This window comes from Streptomyces sp. NPDC048389 (genome assembly GCF_040706335.1).
GTDB lineage: Bacteria > Actinomycetota > Actinomycetes > Streptomycetales > Streptomycetaceae > Streptomyces.
The window spans coordinates 47,032-62,276 of the sequence record NZ_JBEZKP010000010.1 but is presented as its reverse complement, the minus strand read 5'-3'; the positions used below and the strand labels follow the sequence as shown (position 1 = coordinate 62,276).

The 15,245-nt window shown below is 69.8% G+C and carries 13 protein-coding genes; 8 read left to right on the top strand and 5 right to left on the bottom strand.

The window, feature by feature from the left end; genetic code table 11:
• Positions 1 to 20 precede the first annotated feature (20 nt).
• Positions 21 to 1,295, bottom strand: coding sequence for an ROK family transcriptional regulator (locus AB0903_RS10355; protein WP_366701027.1), 1,275 nt, complete (start codon positions 1,293 to 1,295; stop codon positions 21 to 23).
• 68 nt (positions 1,296 to 1,363) lie between these two features.
• Here AB0903_RS10355 and AB0903_RS10350 point away from each other — a divergent pair, with 68 nt between their 5' ends.
• Both AB0903_RS10350 and AB0903_RS10345 read left to right on the top strand, forming a co-directional pair.
• A complete protein-coding gene (locus tag AB0903_RS10350; protein WP_366701025.1) occupies positions 1,364 to 2,455 on the top strand; it encodes a Gfo/Idh/MocA family oxidoreductase in 1,092 nt (363 codons plus the stop codon).
• The gene (locus AB0903_RS10345; protein ID WP_366701023.1) at positions 2,452 to 2,943 is read left to right on the top strand and encodes a heme-degrading domain-containing protein; all 492 of its coding nucleotides are present in this window, start codon (positions 2,452 to 2,454) and stop codon (positions 2,941 to 2,943) included. Before AB0903_RS10350 ends, AB0903_RS10345 begins: the two co-directional genes overlap by 4 nt.
• A 426-nt stretch (positions 2,944 to 3,369) precedes the next feature.
• On the opposite strand, the gene AB0903_RS10340 is transcribed toward AB0903_RS10345, so the two are convergent.
• From AB0903_RS10340 to AB0903_RS10330, 3 genes are all read right to left on the bottom strand, one after another.
• Entirely contained in the window at positions 3,370 to 4,230 is an 861-nt protein-coding gene (locus AB0903_RS10340) for a fumarylacetoacetate hydrolase family protein (protein WP_366701021.1), read from the bottom strand.
• A gap of 165 nt (positions 4,231 to 4,395) precedes the next feature.
• The gene (locus AB0903_RS10335; RefSeq protein WP_366701019.1) at positions 4,396 to 5,127 is read right to left on the bottom strand and encodes a YidC/Oxa1 family membrane protein insertase; all 732 of its coding nucleotides are present in this window, start codon (positions 5,125 to 5,127) and stop codon (positions 4,396 to 4,398) included.
• A 97-nt stretch (positions 5,128 to 5,224) separates the two neighbouring features.
• On the bottom strand, positions 5,225 to 5,542 hold the full coding sequence (locus AB0903_RS10330; protein ID WP_366701017.1) for a DUF6412 domain-containing protein: 318 nt from the start codon (positions 5,540 to 5,542) through the stop codon (positions 5,225 to 5,227).
• 316 nt (positions 5,543 to 5,858) lie between these two features.
• Here AB0903_RS10330 and AB0903_RS10325 point away from each other — a divergent pair, with 316 nt between their 5' ends.
• On the top strand, positions 5,859 to 6,977 hold the full coding sequence (locus tag AB0903_RS10325; RefSeq protein ID WP_366701015.1) for a substrate-binding domain-containing protein: 1,119 nt from the start codon (positions 5,859 to 5,861) through the stop codon (positions 6,975 to 6,977).
• A 35-nt stretch (positions 6,978 to 7,012) separates the two neighbouring features.
• On the opposite strand, the gene AB0903_RS10320 is transcribed toward AB0903_RS10325, so the two are convergent.
• The gene (locus AB0903_RS10320; RefSeq protein ID WP_366701014.1) at positions 7,013 to 7,822 is read right to left on the bottom strand and encodes a class E sortase; all 810 of its coding nucleotides are present in this window, start codon (positions 7,820 to 7,822) and stop codon (positions 7,013 to 7,015) included.
• Between the two features lie 149 nt (positions 7,823 to 7,971).
• Here AB0903_RS10320 and AB0903_RS10315 point away from each other — a divergent pair, with 149 nt between their 5' ends.
• The 5 genes from AB0903_RS10315 (at position 7,972) to AB0903_RS10295 (ending at position 15,224) form a co-directional block, all read left to right on the top strand.
• Positions 7,972 to 9,003 carry a hypothetical protein gene (locus tag AB0903_RS10315; RefSeq protein ID WP_366701012.1) on the top strand — a complete coding sequence of 344 codons (1,032 nt, stop codon included), beginning with the start codon at positions 7,972 to 7,974 and terminating at the stop codon, positions 9,001 to 9,003.
• The gene (locus tag AB0903_RS10310) at positions 9,000 to 9,449 is read left to right on the top strand and encodes a very short patch repair endonuclease (protein ID WP_366701010.1); all 450 of its coding nucleotides are present in this window, start codon (positions 9,000 to 9,002) and stop codon (positions 9,447 to 9,449) included. The genes AB0903_RS10315 and AB0903_RS10310 overlap by 4 nt, the downstream gene beginning before the upstream one ends.
• A gap of 254 nt (positions 9,450 to 9,703) precedes the next feature.
• Entirely contained in the window at positions 9,704 to 12,256 is a 2,553-nt protein-coding gene (locus tag AB0903_RS10305; RefSeq protein ID WP_366701008.1) for a Z1 domain-containing protein, read from the top strand.
• On the top strand, positions 12,253 to 13,272 hold the full coding sequence (locus tag AB0903_RS10300; RefSeq protein ID WP_366701006.1) for a PD-(D/E)XK motif protein: 1,020 nt from the start codon (positions 12,253 to 12,255) through the stop codon (positions 13,270 to 13,272). The genes AB0903_RS10305 and AB0903_RS10300 overlap by 4 nt, the downstream gene beginning before the upstream one ends.
• Positions 13,269 to 15,224, top strand: a complete 1,956-nt coding sequence (locus AB0903_RS10295) for a hypothetical protein (RefSeq protein WP_366701004.1) — start codon at positions 13,269 to 13,271, stop codon at positions 15,222 to 15,224. The genes AB0903_RS10300 and AB0903_RS10295 overlap by 4 nt, the downstream gene beginning before the upstream one ends.
• Positions 15,225 to 15,245: the final 21 nt, after the last annotated feature.

Sequence of the window (15,245 nt, the reverse complement as noted above, 5' to 3'; positions counted from 1 at the left end):
GCGGTGCGACGCCCCTCCCGTCAGTGTATTTCCGGGCCCCCGCGTTTGACGGCGGGTCCGGCGTGGGACGCGGCGCCGCCGGGTCCCGGGCCGCCGGGGCCGGGGCCGCCGGGGCCGGGGCCGCCATGGGGACGGCCGGCCGCGGACCCGCCGGGGACGGCGTCTCCGCCGTCATCGGGATCCTCCGCGGCCAGAGCGGCGAACGGCGCCGAGACCGCTTCGGAGCGGCCGAACACCGGGGCGAGCACGAGCTGCGCGGCACCGTCGGCGACGGCGTGCTCGCCACCCCGTGCGGCGGCCACCGGGACCGCGTTGCGTGCGGCGAGCCCCGCTCCCACTCCCCGCACGAATTCGTCCTCCGCGGCGGCGACGACGCGGCCGCCGAGGAGCACCCGGTCGATGTCGAGCAGTTCGACGAGATTGGTGGCGCCGACCGCGAGCACCCGGGCGGCCTCCGCCAGATCGCCCCGGGCGACGGCCCGCAGGCAGAGCACCTCGATGCAGCCGCGTTTGCCGCAGGTGCACTCGGGGCCGTCGAGCTGGATGATCTGGTGCCCGAACTCCCCGGCGCCGGTGCGTTCGCCCCGGTAGAGCGCGCCGCCCAGGACGAGGCCGGCGCCGAGTCCGGTACCGAGGTGCAGGTAGGCGAAGGAGGTGCCCGGGCCGTGGAGGGCGAGGCCGAGGGCGGCGGCGTTGGTGTCCTTGTCGAGGACGGCCGGCAGCCCGAGGCGCGCGGAGAGCACGTCCCGCAGCGGGAAGCCGTCCCACTGGGGGAAGCCGGTGACCTTCTGCGTCACCCCGTTGAAGTGGTCGAGCGGCCCCGGCATGGCGATCCCGAGGCCGAGCACCCGCAGCCCGCCGCCGACGGCCTCCGGGGCCGGTCCGGTCAGCAGGGTCTCGACCTCCGTCGCGGCCCTGGCCACGACCGGCTCCGCGCCGGCGCCCAGGTCGAGGGGGACGGTGCGGGTGTCGACACGGGAGCCGGCGAGGTCGAGGAGGACCACCGTCAGCTCGTCGCGGTCCAGGTGGAGGCCGATGGCGTGGCCGGCCGAGGGCACCAGACGCAGCACCGTGCGCGGTTTGCCTCCGGTCGACGCCCGGCGGCCCGCTTCCTCGACGAGCCCTTCCTCCCGCACCCGGGCGACAATCTTGCTGACCGCCTGCGGCGTGAGCCCGGCCGCGTCGGCCAGCTCGAGCCGGCTTATCCCGCCCTCGCCCGCGGTACGCAGCAGGTCGAGGACGAGCGCCGCATTGTGGCTGCGCAGCGCGGGCAGATTGGCTCCCACTCCCGCCATGCTCCTGTTCACCCTCCCATTCTCACCCCCGCTTGCACTTTGGCAACACCGTTGCTTAAGTGGTGGGCATGACTGGTACCGGCTCTCCCCTCCGCGTCGCCCTGGTCGGTTACGGCCTGGCGGGCTCCGTCTTCCACGCCCCGCTGATCGCCGCCACCGACGGTCTCGCCCTCGACACGGTCGTCACCTCCAGCCCGGAGCGGCAGGAGCAGGCACGGGCCGAGTTCCCCGAAATCCGACTCGAAGCGTCCCCCGACCGCCTGTGGGCCCGCGCGAACGAGTTCGACCTCGTCGTCATCGCCTCGCCGAACAAGACGCACGTCCCGCTCGCCCGCGCCGCCCTGGAGGCGGGTCTCGCGGTCGTCGTCGACAAGCCGATCACCGGCACCGCCGCGGAGGCGCGCGCGCTCGCGAGGCTCGCCGCCGAGCGCTCCCTCGTCCTCTCCGTCTTCCAGAACCGCCGCTGGGACAACGACTTCCTCACCCTGCGGAGGCTCGTCGAGGCGGGTGACCTCGGTGACGTGCAGCGCTTCGAGTCCCGCTTCGAACGCTGGCGCCCGCGGCTCAAGGGCGGCTGGCGCGAGTCCGGCGACCCGGCGGAGATCGGCGGTCTGCTGTACGACCTGGGGAGCCATGTCGTCGACCAGGCGCTGGCCCTCTTCGGCCCGGCGGCACGTGTGTACGCCGAGTCGGACGTACGCCGCGCCGGCGCGGAGGCCGACGACGACACGTTCATCGCGATCACCCACACGAACGGTGTCCGTTCACATCTGTACGTCAGCGCCACGACAGCGCAGCTCGGTCCGCGTTTCCGGGTTCTGGGCTCCACGGGCGGGTACGTGAAGTACGGCCTGGACCCGCAGGAGGACGCGCTGCGCGCCGGCCGCCGCCCGCAGGACGGCGAGCCGTGGGGCGTGGAGCCGGAGTCGCTGTGGGGCCGGGTGGGTGCGGGAGAGTCACCGCTGACCGGCGGCGGCGTTCCCGTGGAGACCGTGCCGGGCGACTACCCCGCGTACTACGCGGCGGTCGCCGCCGCCGTGCGCGGGAAGACCGCCCCGCCGGTCACCGCGGAGGAGGCGGCTGCGGCACTGGACGTGCTGGAGGCCGCCCGTCGCTCCGCCCGTGAAGGGATCACCGTCACCGTGGAGGTCACCGCATGAACACGCTGGACACGATGAAGCCGGTCCCCCACCTGAGCGTCGACGAGATCGTCGAGCAGGAGCGCCGGCTCACACTCCGCCGGTTCACGCACTCCGACGCGTGGGCGCTCGGCAGCATGCTGGTGGAGATGGCGCATCTGCGCGAGGCGCCGGTGGCCATCGACATCCGGCGCGGCACCCAGCAGCTGTTCCACGCAGCGCTGCCCGGCTCGAGCGCCGACAACGACGCGTGGATCGACCGCAAGCGCCGGGTCGTCGAGCGGTACGGCGAAAGCTCCTACCTCGTCGGGGCGCGGCACCGTGCCAGGGGCACCACGTTCGAGGAGTCCTCGCGCCTGGATCCGGACCGGTACGCGGCGCACGGCGGCTCGTTCCCCATCACCGTCGCCGGTGCCGGAGTGGTCGGCTCGATCACGGTCTCGGGTCTGCCGCAGGCGGAGGACCACGCGATGGTGGTCGAGGCGCTGGAGCGCTTCATCGCCACGTGAGCGGAGCGGGTGAGCCGGGCGCGTGAGCCGGGCGGCCTGCGGGGCCGACGCGGCACGGCGGGCCCGAGGCGCGCCGGGGCGGGGCGGGCGAGACCTGGCTACGCCCAACCGAACCGCGCCGGACCGGGGCGGGCCGGACCGATCCGGGCCGTGGCGGGCCGGGCCGCGCTGGGCCGGTCCGAACCGGGCCGGTCCAGGGCCGCGCCGGGCCCAGACCGATCCGGGCCGGGCTGGGCCGGGCTGGGCCGGGCTGGGCTGGGCCGGGCTGGGCCGGGCTGGGCCGGACCAGACCGATCCGGTCCGAACCGGGCCTGGCCGTGGTGGCCCGCTGCCGCGACCGGTCGCACCCGCGTACCGGGACACACCGGCGATGGAGCGCGCCTGGGCCCCAGGCGCGCTCCCGGAACTTCCGCGCGCCTCCGCGCGCTACGCGTCCTTGAGTTCCTGGCGCTGGCGGCCGAGGCCGTCGATCTCGAGCTCGACCACGTCACCGGCGCGCAGGAACGGCTTCGGCTCGGGTTGTCCCATGGCGACGCCGGCGGGCGTACCGGTGTTGATGACGTCGCCCGGGTGGAGGGTCATGAACCGGCTGAGGTAACGGACGACCTCGGCGACCGGGAAGATCTGATCGGCGGTCGTGCCGCTCTGCTTGAGCTCGCCGTTGACCCAGAGCCTCAGCCCGAGGGCCTGCGGGTCCGGGACCTCGTCGGCCGTCACCAGCCACGGCCCGAACGGGTTGAACGTCTCGCAGTTCTTGCCCTTGTCCCAGGTGCCTCCGCGCTCGATCTGGAACTCGCGCTCCGAGACGTCGTGGGCGACCGCGTAGCCGGCGACGTACGAGAGCGGGTCCTCGTCCGGCTCGATGTAACGCGCCGTACGCCCCACGACCACCGCGAGCTCGACCTCCCAGTCGGTCTTGCGGCTGCCGCGCGGTACGAGCACGGTGTCGTCGGGCCCGACGACGGTGTCGGCGGCCTTGAGGAAGACCACGGGCTCGGCCGGGGCCGCCGCGCCGGTCTCGGCGGCGTGGTCGTGGTAGTTCAGCCCGATGCACACGACCTTCCCGACCCGCCCGACCGGCGGCCCGACACGGAGCCCGGTCGCGTCCAGTACGGGCAGTTCGCCGGCGTCGGCCGCGGCCCTGATCCGGTCGAGGGCGGCGGCGTCGGCGAGTAGCGCTCCGTCGATGTCCGCGACGAGGCCGGACAGGTCGCGCAGCGTCGCCCCGTCCTGGTCGAGCAGCGCGGGGCGTTCGGCGCCTGCCGTTCCGACACGCAGCAGCTTCATGGTCTTCTCTCCTCTGGTCGAGTGCGAGCCCGGCCCGACCCGATAGGTGCGGCCATCGGAGGATCGGAGGATTGGCTGATCCTCCAAGGTGGCCGACCACTCCGCAAGACCCTGTTCACAACCTGGACCGTTACGCGCCGGTAGGCGCCCAGTCCCGGGACGCGTTCACATCTGTGCCGCGGACGGCACCGGCATGTCCCGGTAGAGGAAGACGCGCTCGACCGCGGCCCAGGTGGTGGAGGTGACGACGTACAGCGCGGCGGCCAGCGGCACGACGGCGACCGTGGCGAGCGTGAGGAACGACATCAGCGGCATCACCTTCGTCATCGCCCCCATGCCCGGCAGCTGCTCGCCGGCGGCCGGCGCGGCCGCGATCTGCTGCTTGGTGCGCCGGTAGTTGAACGTCGCCACGGCGGCGACGGTCCCGAAGAGGGCCAGGTGGACGAGACCGGCGCCGCCGAACATCCCGCCGTGCGCGAGGGCGTCGGCCCAGCGGTCACCGAGGGGCGCCTGAAGGAGTGAGTGGCCGAGGAGCCCGTTGGCCTCGCCGCCGATCTCGGCGCTGGAGAACAGGTGGTACATCAGGAAGAACGCCGGCACCTGGAGCAGGCTCGGCAGACAGCCGGCCAGCGGCGACACCTTCTCCTTCGCGTACAGCTCCAGCGTGGCCTTCTGCAACCGCTCCGGGTTCTTGCCGTGCTTGGCGCGCACCTCGGCGAGCTGCGGCGCGAGGCGGGTGCGGGCCTTTTGGCCGCGGGCGGCGGCACGGGAGAGCGGATGCACCGCGAGCCGTACGAGCGCGGTGAAGACGACGATCGCGGCGGCGGTGGAAGACGCGGCGAACAACGGCTGGAGCAGGTCTGCGAGCTGCTCGACCAGGGTGGCGAAAACGGACATGGGTGAGCCCTCCGGGGGTCTCGTCGTGCCGGGAGAAGAAGACATGACGGCATGACGACCCGCGAAGGGCGGTGCGTAGCGGTGCGCGAAGTTGCGCCTACGGGGCCGTCAGGAGGGGACGGCCCGGTGCTCGGGGGCGCGTACGGCCCCGGGCGTCGGGGTCGCGCTGCGGGAGGAAGGCGGTGCGTTTCTCCCGGTCGCGCAGGGCCGTGCGGACGCGGGTGCGTGGCACGGCGGGGGCGCAGCGCGCGCTGATGACGGCGCAGACGACGAGCGCGGACCCGGCCGCGGCGGTGGCGGTCGCGGCGAGCGCGACGGCGGCGGAGAGGCTGCCGCCGTCGAGGAGGAGGATCTCCAGGAGGAGGAAGAACAGCAGCGCGGCGGGCCGGAGCAGCCGTGCCGCACGACCGGCCATGCGCCCCTCCCCTACCACGATCTGCCCACCCGTCCTGCTCGAACCACCCCCGGACACCGAGTGACCGGCTGTCGAGTATACGCGCGGCCCCGGCGCGGGGTTCCCGATTCGCGCCGCCCTGGGGGGAGTTGCGGACGCCTCGCCATGCCGCCCATAAAATCCTCCGCGAACACAACTGCTTGAACGCTCGATTACGCAGAATCACGTTGCGGTCACGTTAGCCGTGCACCTCTTGACGCTTCCAATCCCGCAGAGTTGGCTTTCGGCCACCTTGGCTGCAAATGACGCAGCCTGTCAGGGAGGTTCGATTCAACCAATGAACGCATTTCTGCGTCGTGCCGCCGTCGCAGCCGCCGCCACCACCGTGCTCATACCGCTCTCCGGTTGCGGAACCGACGCGGAGCCGGGTGTCAGGCTGAGCGACGACATCGTCGTCGGGCTCCTCCTCCCGGAGAACCAGGCCGCCCGCTACGAGCAGTTCGACAAACCGGTCATCGAGGAACGCATCGCCCGGCTCACCAACAACAAGGGCACGGTCCTCTACGCCAACGCCAGGCACGACGCCGATCTGCAGACGCAGCAGCTCGAATCCATGATCGAGGACGGCGTCGACGTCCTGATCGTGGACGCGGTGGACTCCAAGGCCATCGCCGGCGCGATCGAGAAGGCCGACGAGGCCGCCATCCCCGTCGTCGCCTTCGACCGCCTCGCCGAGGGCCCGATCGACGGTTACGTCTCCTTCGACAACGAACAGGTCGGCCACATCCAGGGCCAGGCCCTGCTGGAGGCCCTCAAGAACCGGGCCGGGGCCGACTCCGGCTCAGGGGCAGGCTCGGGCAGGATCGTGATGATGAACGGCGCCCTGACCGACCCGAACGCCGCCATGTTCAAGAAGGGCGCGCACACAGAGCTCGACGGCAAGGTGGAGATCGGCCTCGAGTACGACACCGAGGACTGGAAGCCGGAGAACGCCAAGGCCAACATGGAGGCCGCGATCGCCTCCCTCGGCAAGGACGCCATCACCGGCGTCTACTCCGCCAACGACGGCATGGCGGGCGGCATCATCGCGGCCCTCAAGTCCGCCGGCGTGACCGACCTCCCGCCCGTCACCGGCCAGGACGCCGAACTGGCGGCGGTGCAGCGCATCGTCGCCGGTGATCAGTACATGACCGTCTACAAGCAGTACGCGCCGGAGGCGGCGGCCGCCGCCGAGATGGCCATCCTGCTCGCCAGGCACATGTCGCTCGGGGCGGCCGCGCACACGGACATCGACACCCCGACCGAGGAGTCCGTACCGACCGTGCGCATCCCGGTCATCGCGCTGACGAAGGAGAACATCGAGGAGACCGTCGTCAAGGACGGCCTCTACACGGTGGACCAGATCTGCGTGCCCGAGGTCCGCGCGGCGTGCAAGGAGATCGGGCTCACGTCGTAGCCCGCGGGCGGCGGCGCCCGCCCGTACGGCCGTGCTCAGCGCGGCCGTACGGCGGCCAGCCGCCCCCACACCACCAGCCGGTACGTGGAGCTGAACTCGGGCGTGCACGTCGTCATCGTCAGGTAGCGGCCGGCCGCGCCGTACCCGGCGCCAGGCCGCACCGAGCTGCGCGGGACCGGGTCGATCACACTCGTGTCGCCGGGCAGCGTACGCGGGAGCGTCCTGTCGACGGCGTACACGTACACCCCCTCGCGAGTCTCCACCTCCACGGTGTCGCCGCGGCGGAGCCGGTTGATGTACCGGAAAGGTTCGCCGTGGGTGTTGCGGTGCCCGGCGACGGCGAAGTTCCCGGCCCGGCCGGGCTGCGCGGTCCCGGGATAGTGCCCGACGTACCCCTTGTCGAGGACGCCGCGCTTGGCGACCCCCTCGGCGACCGGCGCTACGACGCCGAGCCGGGGGATGCGGATGACGGCGTACGCCTGGTCCCAGCGGGGCGCGTCCGGCGGCCGGCGCTCCCGGGGCGGGGTGGGGCCGGGGCCCGCACCCGACTCCGGCGCAGGGGCCGATTCCCGTACCTCGCCCGTCTCCGGCGGCTCCGTCGCCGTCCCCCTCTCCGAGGGCTCCCGCTGCCACTCCTGCTGCCACTCCTGCTCCAGGGCCTGCACCTGCCGCTCGGCGCCCTCCCTGGCCTGCCGGTTGGTCCACCACAGCTGATGGACGACGAGGAGCAGCACGACGACGCCGAGCGTGACGGCGACCTCCGCGGCCGTCCACAGCCCGCGCGCGAGCCACACGCGCCCGCGCTCCCGGCCCCGTGCCCGCCACCGCTCCGACTGCCTCCGCACGCGCGCAGGGTAGGGCCGGGGCCCTCAACTCACCAGCGTCGAGACCCGCTCGGCAGCGACCGGCAGCACCGACGGGACATCCGGCGTGCCCGGCACCGGGACCGGGTCGGCCTGCCGCGCGTAACCCATACGGCAGTACGGTGTGCTGCATGCGCCCCGACACGCCTGCTGACCACATCGCCGAAGCCGAGCGCCTGCTGCGTACCGCCGAGCAGTATCCGGAGGACGCCGAGCCGCTCCTCCTCCAGGCCGCAGCCCACCTGGAACTCGCCGGCGAACGCGGCCGAGCCTCCACCCTCTACGACCGCCTCCTGTCGTCCGAGCGGCCCGAGCAGCCCGAGAACCCGCAGCTGGTCAAGGCGCTGCAGGCCGCCAACCTCTGGGAGTACGGCCACGAGGCCGAGGCCCGCGCCCTGATCAACGGCATCCGCACGGCCGCCCCGACCGAGGCCGCGCCGTGGGAGATCATCGCGGAGACGCTGGAGCACCACGACGAGCTGGAGGCGTCCCACGACTGCTTCACCGCGGCGCTGTCGACCCTCCTCGCCGACGGCGACGAGGACGTCCCGTACGCCACCCGGTCCCTCCTCTCGGGCCGCCACCGCGTCCGCCGCCTGCTGGGCCTGCCCCACGACGCATGGGACTCCACGGCCGACCGGGTCCATACCGCCCACACCCCGGACGTCACCCTCGACGAACTCCACGACCCGAACCGCCTGTGGGCGCTGGGCTCCGACAACCCGGCCGAGCTGAAGGCGGAGATCGCACGCCTCCGCTCCGAACTGGGCTCCTACCGCTCGGCCCTGTCCCGCCCCTTCCCGGTCGCGGTCCTCCACTGGCCGGAGGCGGAACTCACCGAACTGCTCGAGGCGTACCCCGCACTCTCCTCCGAGTACCCGAGCCACGCGGCCCACCTGTCGGACATCGAGACCTCCCTGCGCGACCTGTCGGCGACGGGCACGGAGAACCTGGGCATCGTGACGGCCACGGTCCCCTCCTACGAGGCGTTCGCCGCCTCCGAACAGTCCTCCCCCGCGAACACCGACCTCCTCCCCCAGTACGCCACCACCCTCGCGGCCCGCGGCCGTGCCACCTCCTGGCCCCCTGCGAAGGGCGCACCGTGCTGGTGCGGGTCGGGGACGGCATATCGGGGGTGTCACGGGGTGGAGCACCTGTCATGAGCACCGGCGAACCGGGGCCGACCCCTTCTTCGACTGACGTCTCGGCTCGCATGAGTCGGCAGGTTTCGCAGGACACCGGCTGCGAGGTCGCGTTGCGTCGGATTCTCCACGCGCAGGGGTATCGGTATCGGGTGCACTACCCGGTCCCCGGCATGGCCCGGAGGAAGATCGACATCGCTTTCAGCCGAGCAAAGTTGGCGATCTTCCTCGACGGTTGCTTCTGGCACGGTTGCCCACAGCATGCGACGCATCCGAAGGCCAACGCGGAGTGGTGGCGGGAGAAGCTGGACAAGAACATGGCTCGTGATCTGGAGACGACGAAACATCTCGAATCCGAAGGCTGGAGAGTCCTGAGGTTCTGGGAGCACGAATCTCCCGAAGAAGTGGCGTCCCGAGTTACTGAGGCCCTCCCGCCCCTACGGTCACGCTCGGGCGATTCGATCTGAGAGGCTCGCGTCCCAGCATGTGTTCCCGGGTGTGGGTCTCTCAGGGACCTCCGGATCAACTTGGTCAGCACCTGACATCTGAACTGACCGCACCGACCTGGCACCTGCATCACTCGACGCTGTGTAGATAGTGTGTGGGCGGTGCATTTGAGGGGTGGGTCGGCCCGTGGATGCGGCCGTCGCCCCACCGTGGCGACGCCGTCCAGATCAGTGGAGCCGGCCTCGGCTATTGAGGGCGGGAGACGGTCGACTTCATGATCGATGAATTTGACGACATGTACGACACATTCAAGGCGCTCTTGGACACGTTCCCCCCGAGCGAAGCAGTCAAGCGACTGGAGCAGTTGGGCATCGGCCCCGAGGTCGTCGAGCAGATCCGCGGGCGTCACGAGCAGCACACCATCAGGATCAAGGAGCTCGAGGAACCGCACGCCGTCGTTCTGGGCAACCGCGACACGTGGTACACGGGTCCCCACGCCAAGGACAAGTGCTGGCCCGCGATCGTGGATCTGCTCCGAAAGGACGGCTGGTCTGCGGATCCCGGGATCAGGAGCCTGGACGACTCCTCGACTCGTGTCGTCTCACTGCTCAACCACCCCAAGGAGAAGTCGTTCTCCACACGGGGCCTGGTCGTCGGACACGTGCAGTCCGGCAAGACGACCAACTTCACCTCGGTCATGGCCAAGGCGGCGGACAGAGGGTACAAGCTGTTCATCGTCCTTGCCGGAATCCACAACGGTCTTCGGCGTCAGACCCAGGCCCGACTGGTGCAGCAGCTCGTGGAGCCGAACCCTTCGATGTGGTCGCAGCTGACCGGTCTCGACAAGGACTTCACTCCACAGGAGAACCCCGCGTCCTACTTCGGGAAGAGCAACAGGACACGGGTGCTGTGCGTGGTCAAGAAGAACGCCGCGGTACTGCGCAAACTCGCCCGCTGGCTCGAGCAGGCATCGGAGTATCTCGCCGACTGCCCCGCACTGATCATCGACGACGAGGCCGACCAGGCCACCGTGGCGACGAAATCGATCAACCCGTTGATCCTCGACATCATGAGCACCCTGCCGCGGAGCGCCTACGTCGGGTACACGGCGTCGCCCTTCGCCAACCTGCTCATCGACCCGAGTGCAGAGGATCTCTATCCCAAGGACTTCGTCGTCAATCTGCCGAAGCCTGACGGGCACTTCGGAACCGAGGTCCTGTTCGGACGCCACGCGCTCGACGGTGAGGACCCCGAGCAGGTGGACGACGGCCACGACATGATCCGGTCGGTCCCCGAGGACGATGTGCCGTGCGTACGCCCCGACACTCGGGCCGACGTGGAAGGCTTCGAGCCGATCATGACGGAGACCCTGCGCCGGGCGGTCGAGTACTTCTGGTTGGTCACGGCGGCCCGGCGTGTGCGTGGGACAGGCAATCCTCACAACACCATGCTGATCCACACCAGCGTCAACACCGCGGTGCACAACAGTTTCGAGAGGCCACTCAAGCTTCTGCTCAATCGATTCGCAGGGTCCCTCCACAACGCCGAAGCCCTCTCCCGGTTGCGTCGGATGTGGGAGCAGGAGACGGCCAGAGTACCGGCCGAGGACTTCGGCGAGATTCCCGTATCGTTCGAGCAATTGCTTCCACAGTTGCCGGGCGTTCTCGAGAGCTGCCGGATAGTCATGGACAACTCCAGCAGCGAGGACCGCCTCGACTACGAGAACGGCCCTGTCGTCGCCATCGCCGTGGGCGGCAACACGCTGTCCCGCGGATTGACGCTGGAAGGCCTCTCCGTCAGCTACTTCGTCCGAGCCGTCTCGGCATACGACACCCTCCTTCAGATGGGCCGCTGGTTCGGCTTCAGAAACGGTTACGCCGACCTCCCGCGCATCTGGATGACCGATGAACTGGCCGAGTGGTTCAGGCACCTGGCGACGGTAGAGACAGAGATGCGCCGTGACATCGACATCTACATGACCGAGGACGAGACTCCGCTCAGCTTCGCCGTGCGCCTGCGTACACACCCGAAGCTGCGGGTGACGGCTGCGGCCAAGATGCGCGACGCCATCACGGCAGCCTCGGCCTACGGAGGACAGCGCGTCCAGACCCACTACTTCCACACCAACGCCGAATGGCTCGGCCACAACATCGATGCAGCACGTGATCTCGTGACCGCATCGAAGGCGAACGCAGTACGGATCTCGGACCGTTCGGCGGAGGGTCGCTACGTGTTCCGCGAGGTGCCCTACGACGTCGTGACGGAGTTTCTGTCACGGTACCGATTCCACGAGAAGTCCCCGGAGAACGACTCGAACCTCATCGTCGACTACATCCGGAAGCGCATCACAACGGCCGGATCGCTCCGTCGATGGAACGTCGCAATCGTCGGAAATCCCGGGAACAAGGAAACTTTCACCTTTGCCCCCGGCGTGACTGTCGGACGAAACATACGTGCGCGTGTGACCTCCAACCCGTCCCCGGACTTTGCAGACATCAAGACTCTGATGAGCCGCCGCGACGCCGCTGTGGATTTGAGGGGGGACACGACGAAGCTGACCGAAGAAGAGATCAAGGAAGCCCGTCGCCTTCAACTCCCCGACACCGGCCTGCTGGTCCTCTATCCGATCGACAAGATTTCCGAACCGAGCCCCTCCAAGAAGTTGCGTGTCGCCTTGAACGCGGAGGAGCACGTCATCGGTGTCGGCTTGGTCTTTCCCAAGCCGCCGTTCGCGGACTCCACGGTCAAGGGGTACATCTCCGCCGATCTGTCCAACGTCCGCCTCGAGGACGAGGACTTCAGTCTCCTCGACAGCGAGGACGCATGAACGACGAAGCGCTCCGCGAGCTCGTCCAGGAACGTTGGACCGCGCTGGAGACAGAACAGACCACCGGCGAGCGCCGACTGCGGGTCTCCCCCCTGCCTGTTGTCGCCGCGGACGGCCCCTTGGCCGTGGCCGTCGACCACGACGGGCACCGCCATGTCCTGATACCTGTACAGACACATCGAAAGGTGCGTCCCGGGTTGGACGGCCCCGTACTCCGGCTGTGCAAACGGGCCCTGGAGGACGAAGAGAGCTACCAGGCGTACGCCGACCTGGTCTGTCTTCGCGACGACATGAGCGACCTGTTCACCAGGCTTGTCGTCGACGTCTTGCGCGCGGCCGCTGAGCAACCGGAGAACCCCGTCAAGGCTCTCTATGGCGTGCTCGACCGGTGGAAGGCGCTCTTCCGGGCGCAGGGTGCACCTCTCGGGCCGGATCAGCTCACCGGCTTGTTCGGCGAACTGCTCCTGCTCGAACGGCTTCTGGAGAAGGACCCGAGCGCACATGCCATCTGGCTCGGCCCGAAGGGGCACTGTCACGACTTCCGGGCGGGCACGACAGCGGTCGAGGTGAAGTCCGCCTCCGCCGGCGAGGGCCGGCGGCCTCGTGTCCACGGGCTCGACCAACTCGAGGCCCCGGAGGGCGGGGCGCTCTGTCTGCTCTGGTTCCGACTCAACCGCTGCGGTCCGGCGGACGGCACCTCGTTCGTGGACCTGGTCGACTCGGTCCTTCGGCTGTGCGACGACGAGGGCGCGCTTCTCGGTCTGCTCGCAGAAGCCGGGTACCGACTGTCCGATGCCGATCACTACCGCGATGTCCGCTTCGTGACCGCAGAGGAGAGGTGGTACCGCGTCGGTCCGGAATTCCCCAGGCTCACGGGCCGACAACTGGCGGTGGAAGTGCCGCTGTCGGTCCTGGACGTCGAGTACACCATCGACCTCTCGGGTGAAGTCCCCACCCTCCTGCCCCCCGCAGACGTGCCGCAGTTTGTCGACAAGTTGATCCAGGAGACCGCGTGACGGAACCCCGCTGGTTCTCCCAGCCCTATCCCCCGGAGGGCGCCAGCGCCGCCGAGGGCATCCGCAACCAGCTCGGACGCCCGGAACTCGACCTGCTCACCATGCTGGTGCGCGAGTCCGCCCAGAACAGCTGGGATGCCCGAGTCGAGCCGTCCTCCGCGCCCGTCGACTACCGCATCGACATTTGGACGGTGGGGCCTGCGCACACCGCTGTCTGGCGGGAACTCCTTCTCGACGGTGCGCCCAAGCGGGCGGAGAACTTCCCTCTGCGCGACACCCTGCGGCGCGGCTCCGTCCGAGTCCTCGCTGTCTCCGATCGGGGCACTCGTGGTCTGGGAGGGCCCACCCGGGCCGACAACGCAGTGGGTCCGGAACGCGACTTCGTCTCGTTCATCCGCAACATCGGTGAACCGCGGGACACCCCGTTGGGAGGCGGAACCTACGGCTTCGGCAAGGGCATCTTCTATCTGCTGTCCCGGTCGGGAAGCGTCCTCGTGCACTCACGATGCCGAACGGCCGCAGGTGAGTTCCAGACACGCCTCATCGGCTGCACGCTCTGGAGGAGCTACGTGGCCGCCGAACAGGACGGCGACCGTCGCTACACAGGCCGCCACTGGTGGGGCGACACCTCGGGTGAGGTCGTCGAGCCACTCGTGGGGGAGGAGGCGGAGTCCGTGGCGCGCCGGCTCGGGATCGAGGCCTTCGGCCCGGACGAGACCGGCACGACGATCGTTGTCATCGATCCCCACCTGGACGAGCTCGATCCCTCCGATGCCGCCGACTACCTCGCCGAGACCATCACGTGGCACCTGTGGCCGAAGATGATCTCCACTGATGGCGAACCGCCGGCCATGCGCTTCGCCGTCACATGCGACGGTGTCAGCCATCCCGTGCCCGATCCACGCGAGACCCGACCGCTCAACCTGTTCGTCGCGGCACACGAGGCACTGACTGGCGCGACCGGAAAAGACCTTCACTGCCTGAGGCCCATGCGCCACCTCGGACGCCTCGGTGTGGTGAAACGGATCATGCCGCCTCTGGAGCCGACTCGCGCATCACTCATGCTCGACATCGACGGTCTCGTCCATCACGTCTGCCTGATGCGACCTGCGGAGCTCGTCGTCACCTACTACCCGGGGCCGAAGCCCCCGAGCGCCAACCAGGGTTACGCCGGTGTGTTTCGAGCGGATGCCTCGATGGACGAGATTTACGCGAAGGCCGAGCCGCCCACCCACGACGCATGGCACCCCCAGTCGCTGGAAAGGCCGGAGAGCACCTTTGTGCAGACGACCTTCCGGCGAATCGACGAGTCTCTGGAAGACCTGCTCTCCCTCGGCGGCATCGCTCGTACCGGGTCCAGTTCTGTTGCACTGGGCGCGGCCAGTTCGCTCTTCTCAGGGCTGGTGGGCGGAGCCTGGGGAATCGGCGGAGCAACCGCGTACTCCAAGCCAGGCAGCACCGCACCACGCGCACGGAAGTCCGAGGACAAGTCACACACGTCCTCGGTTCGTTCGGCTCATGGCGGGCATGCCGGCTCGCAGTCGACAGGTGCCGCCGGGGACGACGTCGCCTCGGACCGGCTGGGAGACACGGGGGCACCGGGGCAACCGCCCCGCCGCCCACGGGTGCAGTACGTCGGAGACCCGTACTATGAGGGCCGCCAGGACTCGGACGTCCTCGTCCAGGAGTTCCGACTGCCGGTGCCCGGGCCGCAGCAAATTCTAATCGACCTGGCCGTCACGCTCCCCGGCAGCGGGGGGCGTGAGACGGATCCCCCCATCGGGGCGATGATGCCCACCCTCATCGGATGGGAGGACGACCAAGGCCGCCTGTACGACTCCGACGGCTGCGTGGTCGAGGGCGGCGGGTCCGTCTGGCGCGCTCTTGTGCGTCCGGCACCGGACACCATGACGGAGATCGGGGTCAAGGTCGAGGCGGTGAAGGCCCCGTGACCCGGCGGGTTCTCCCGTACC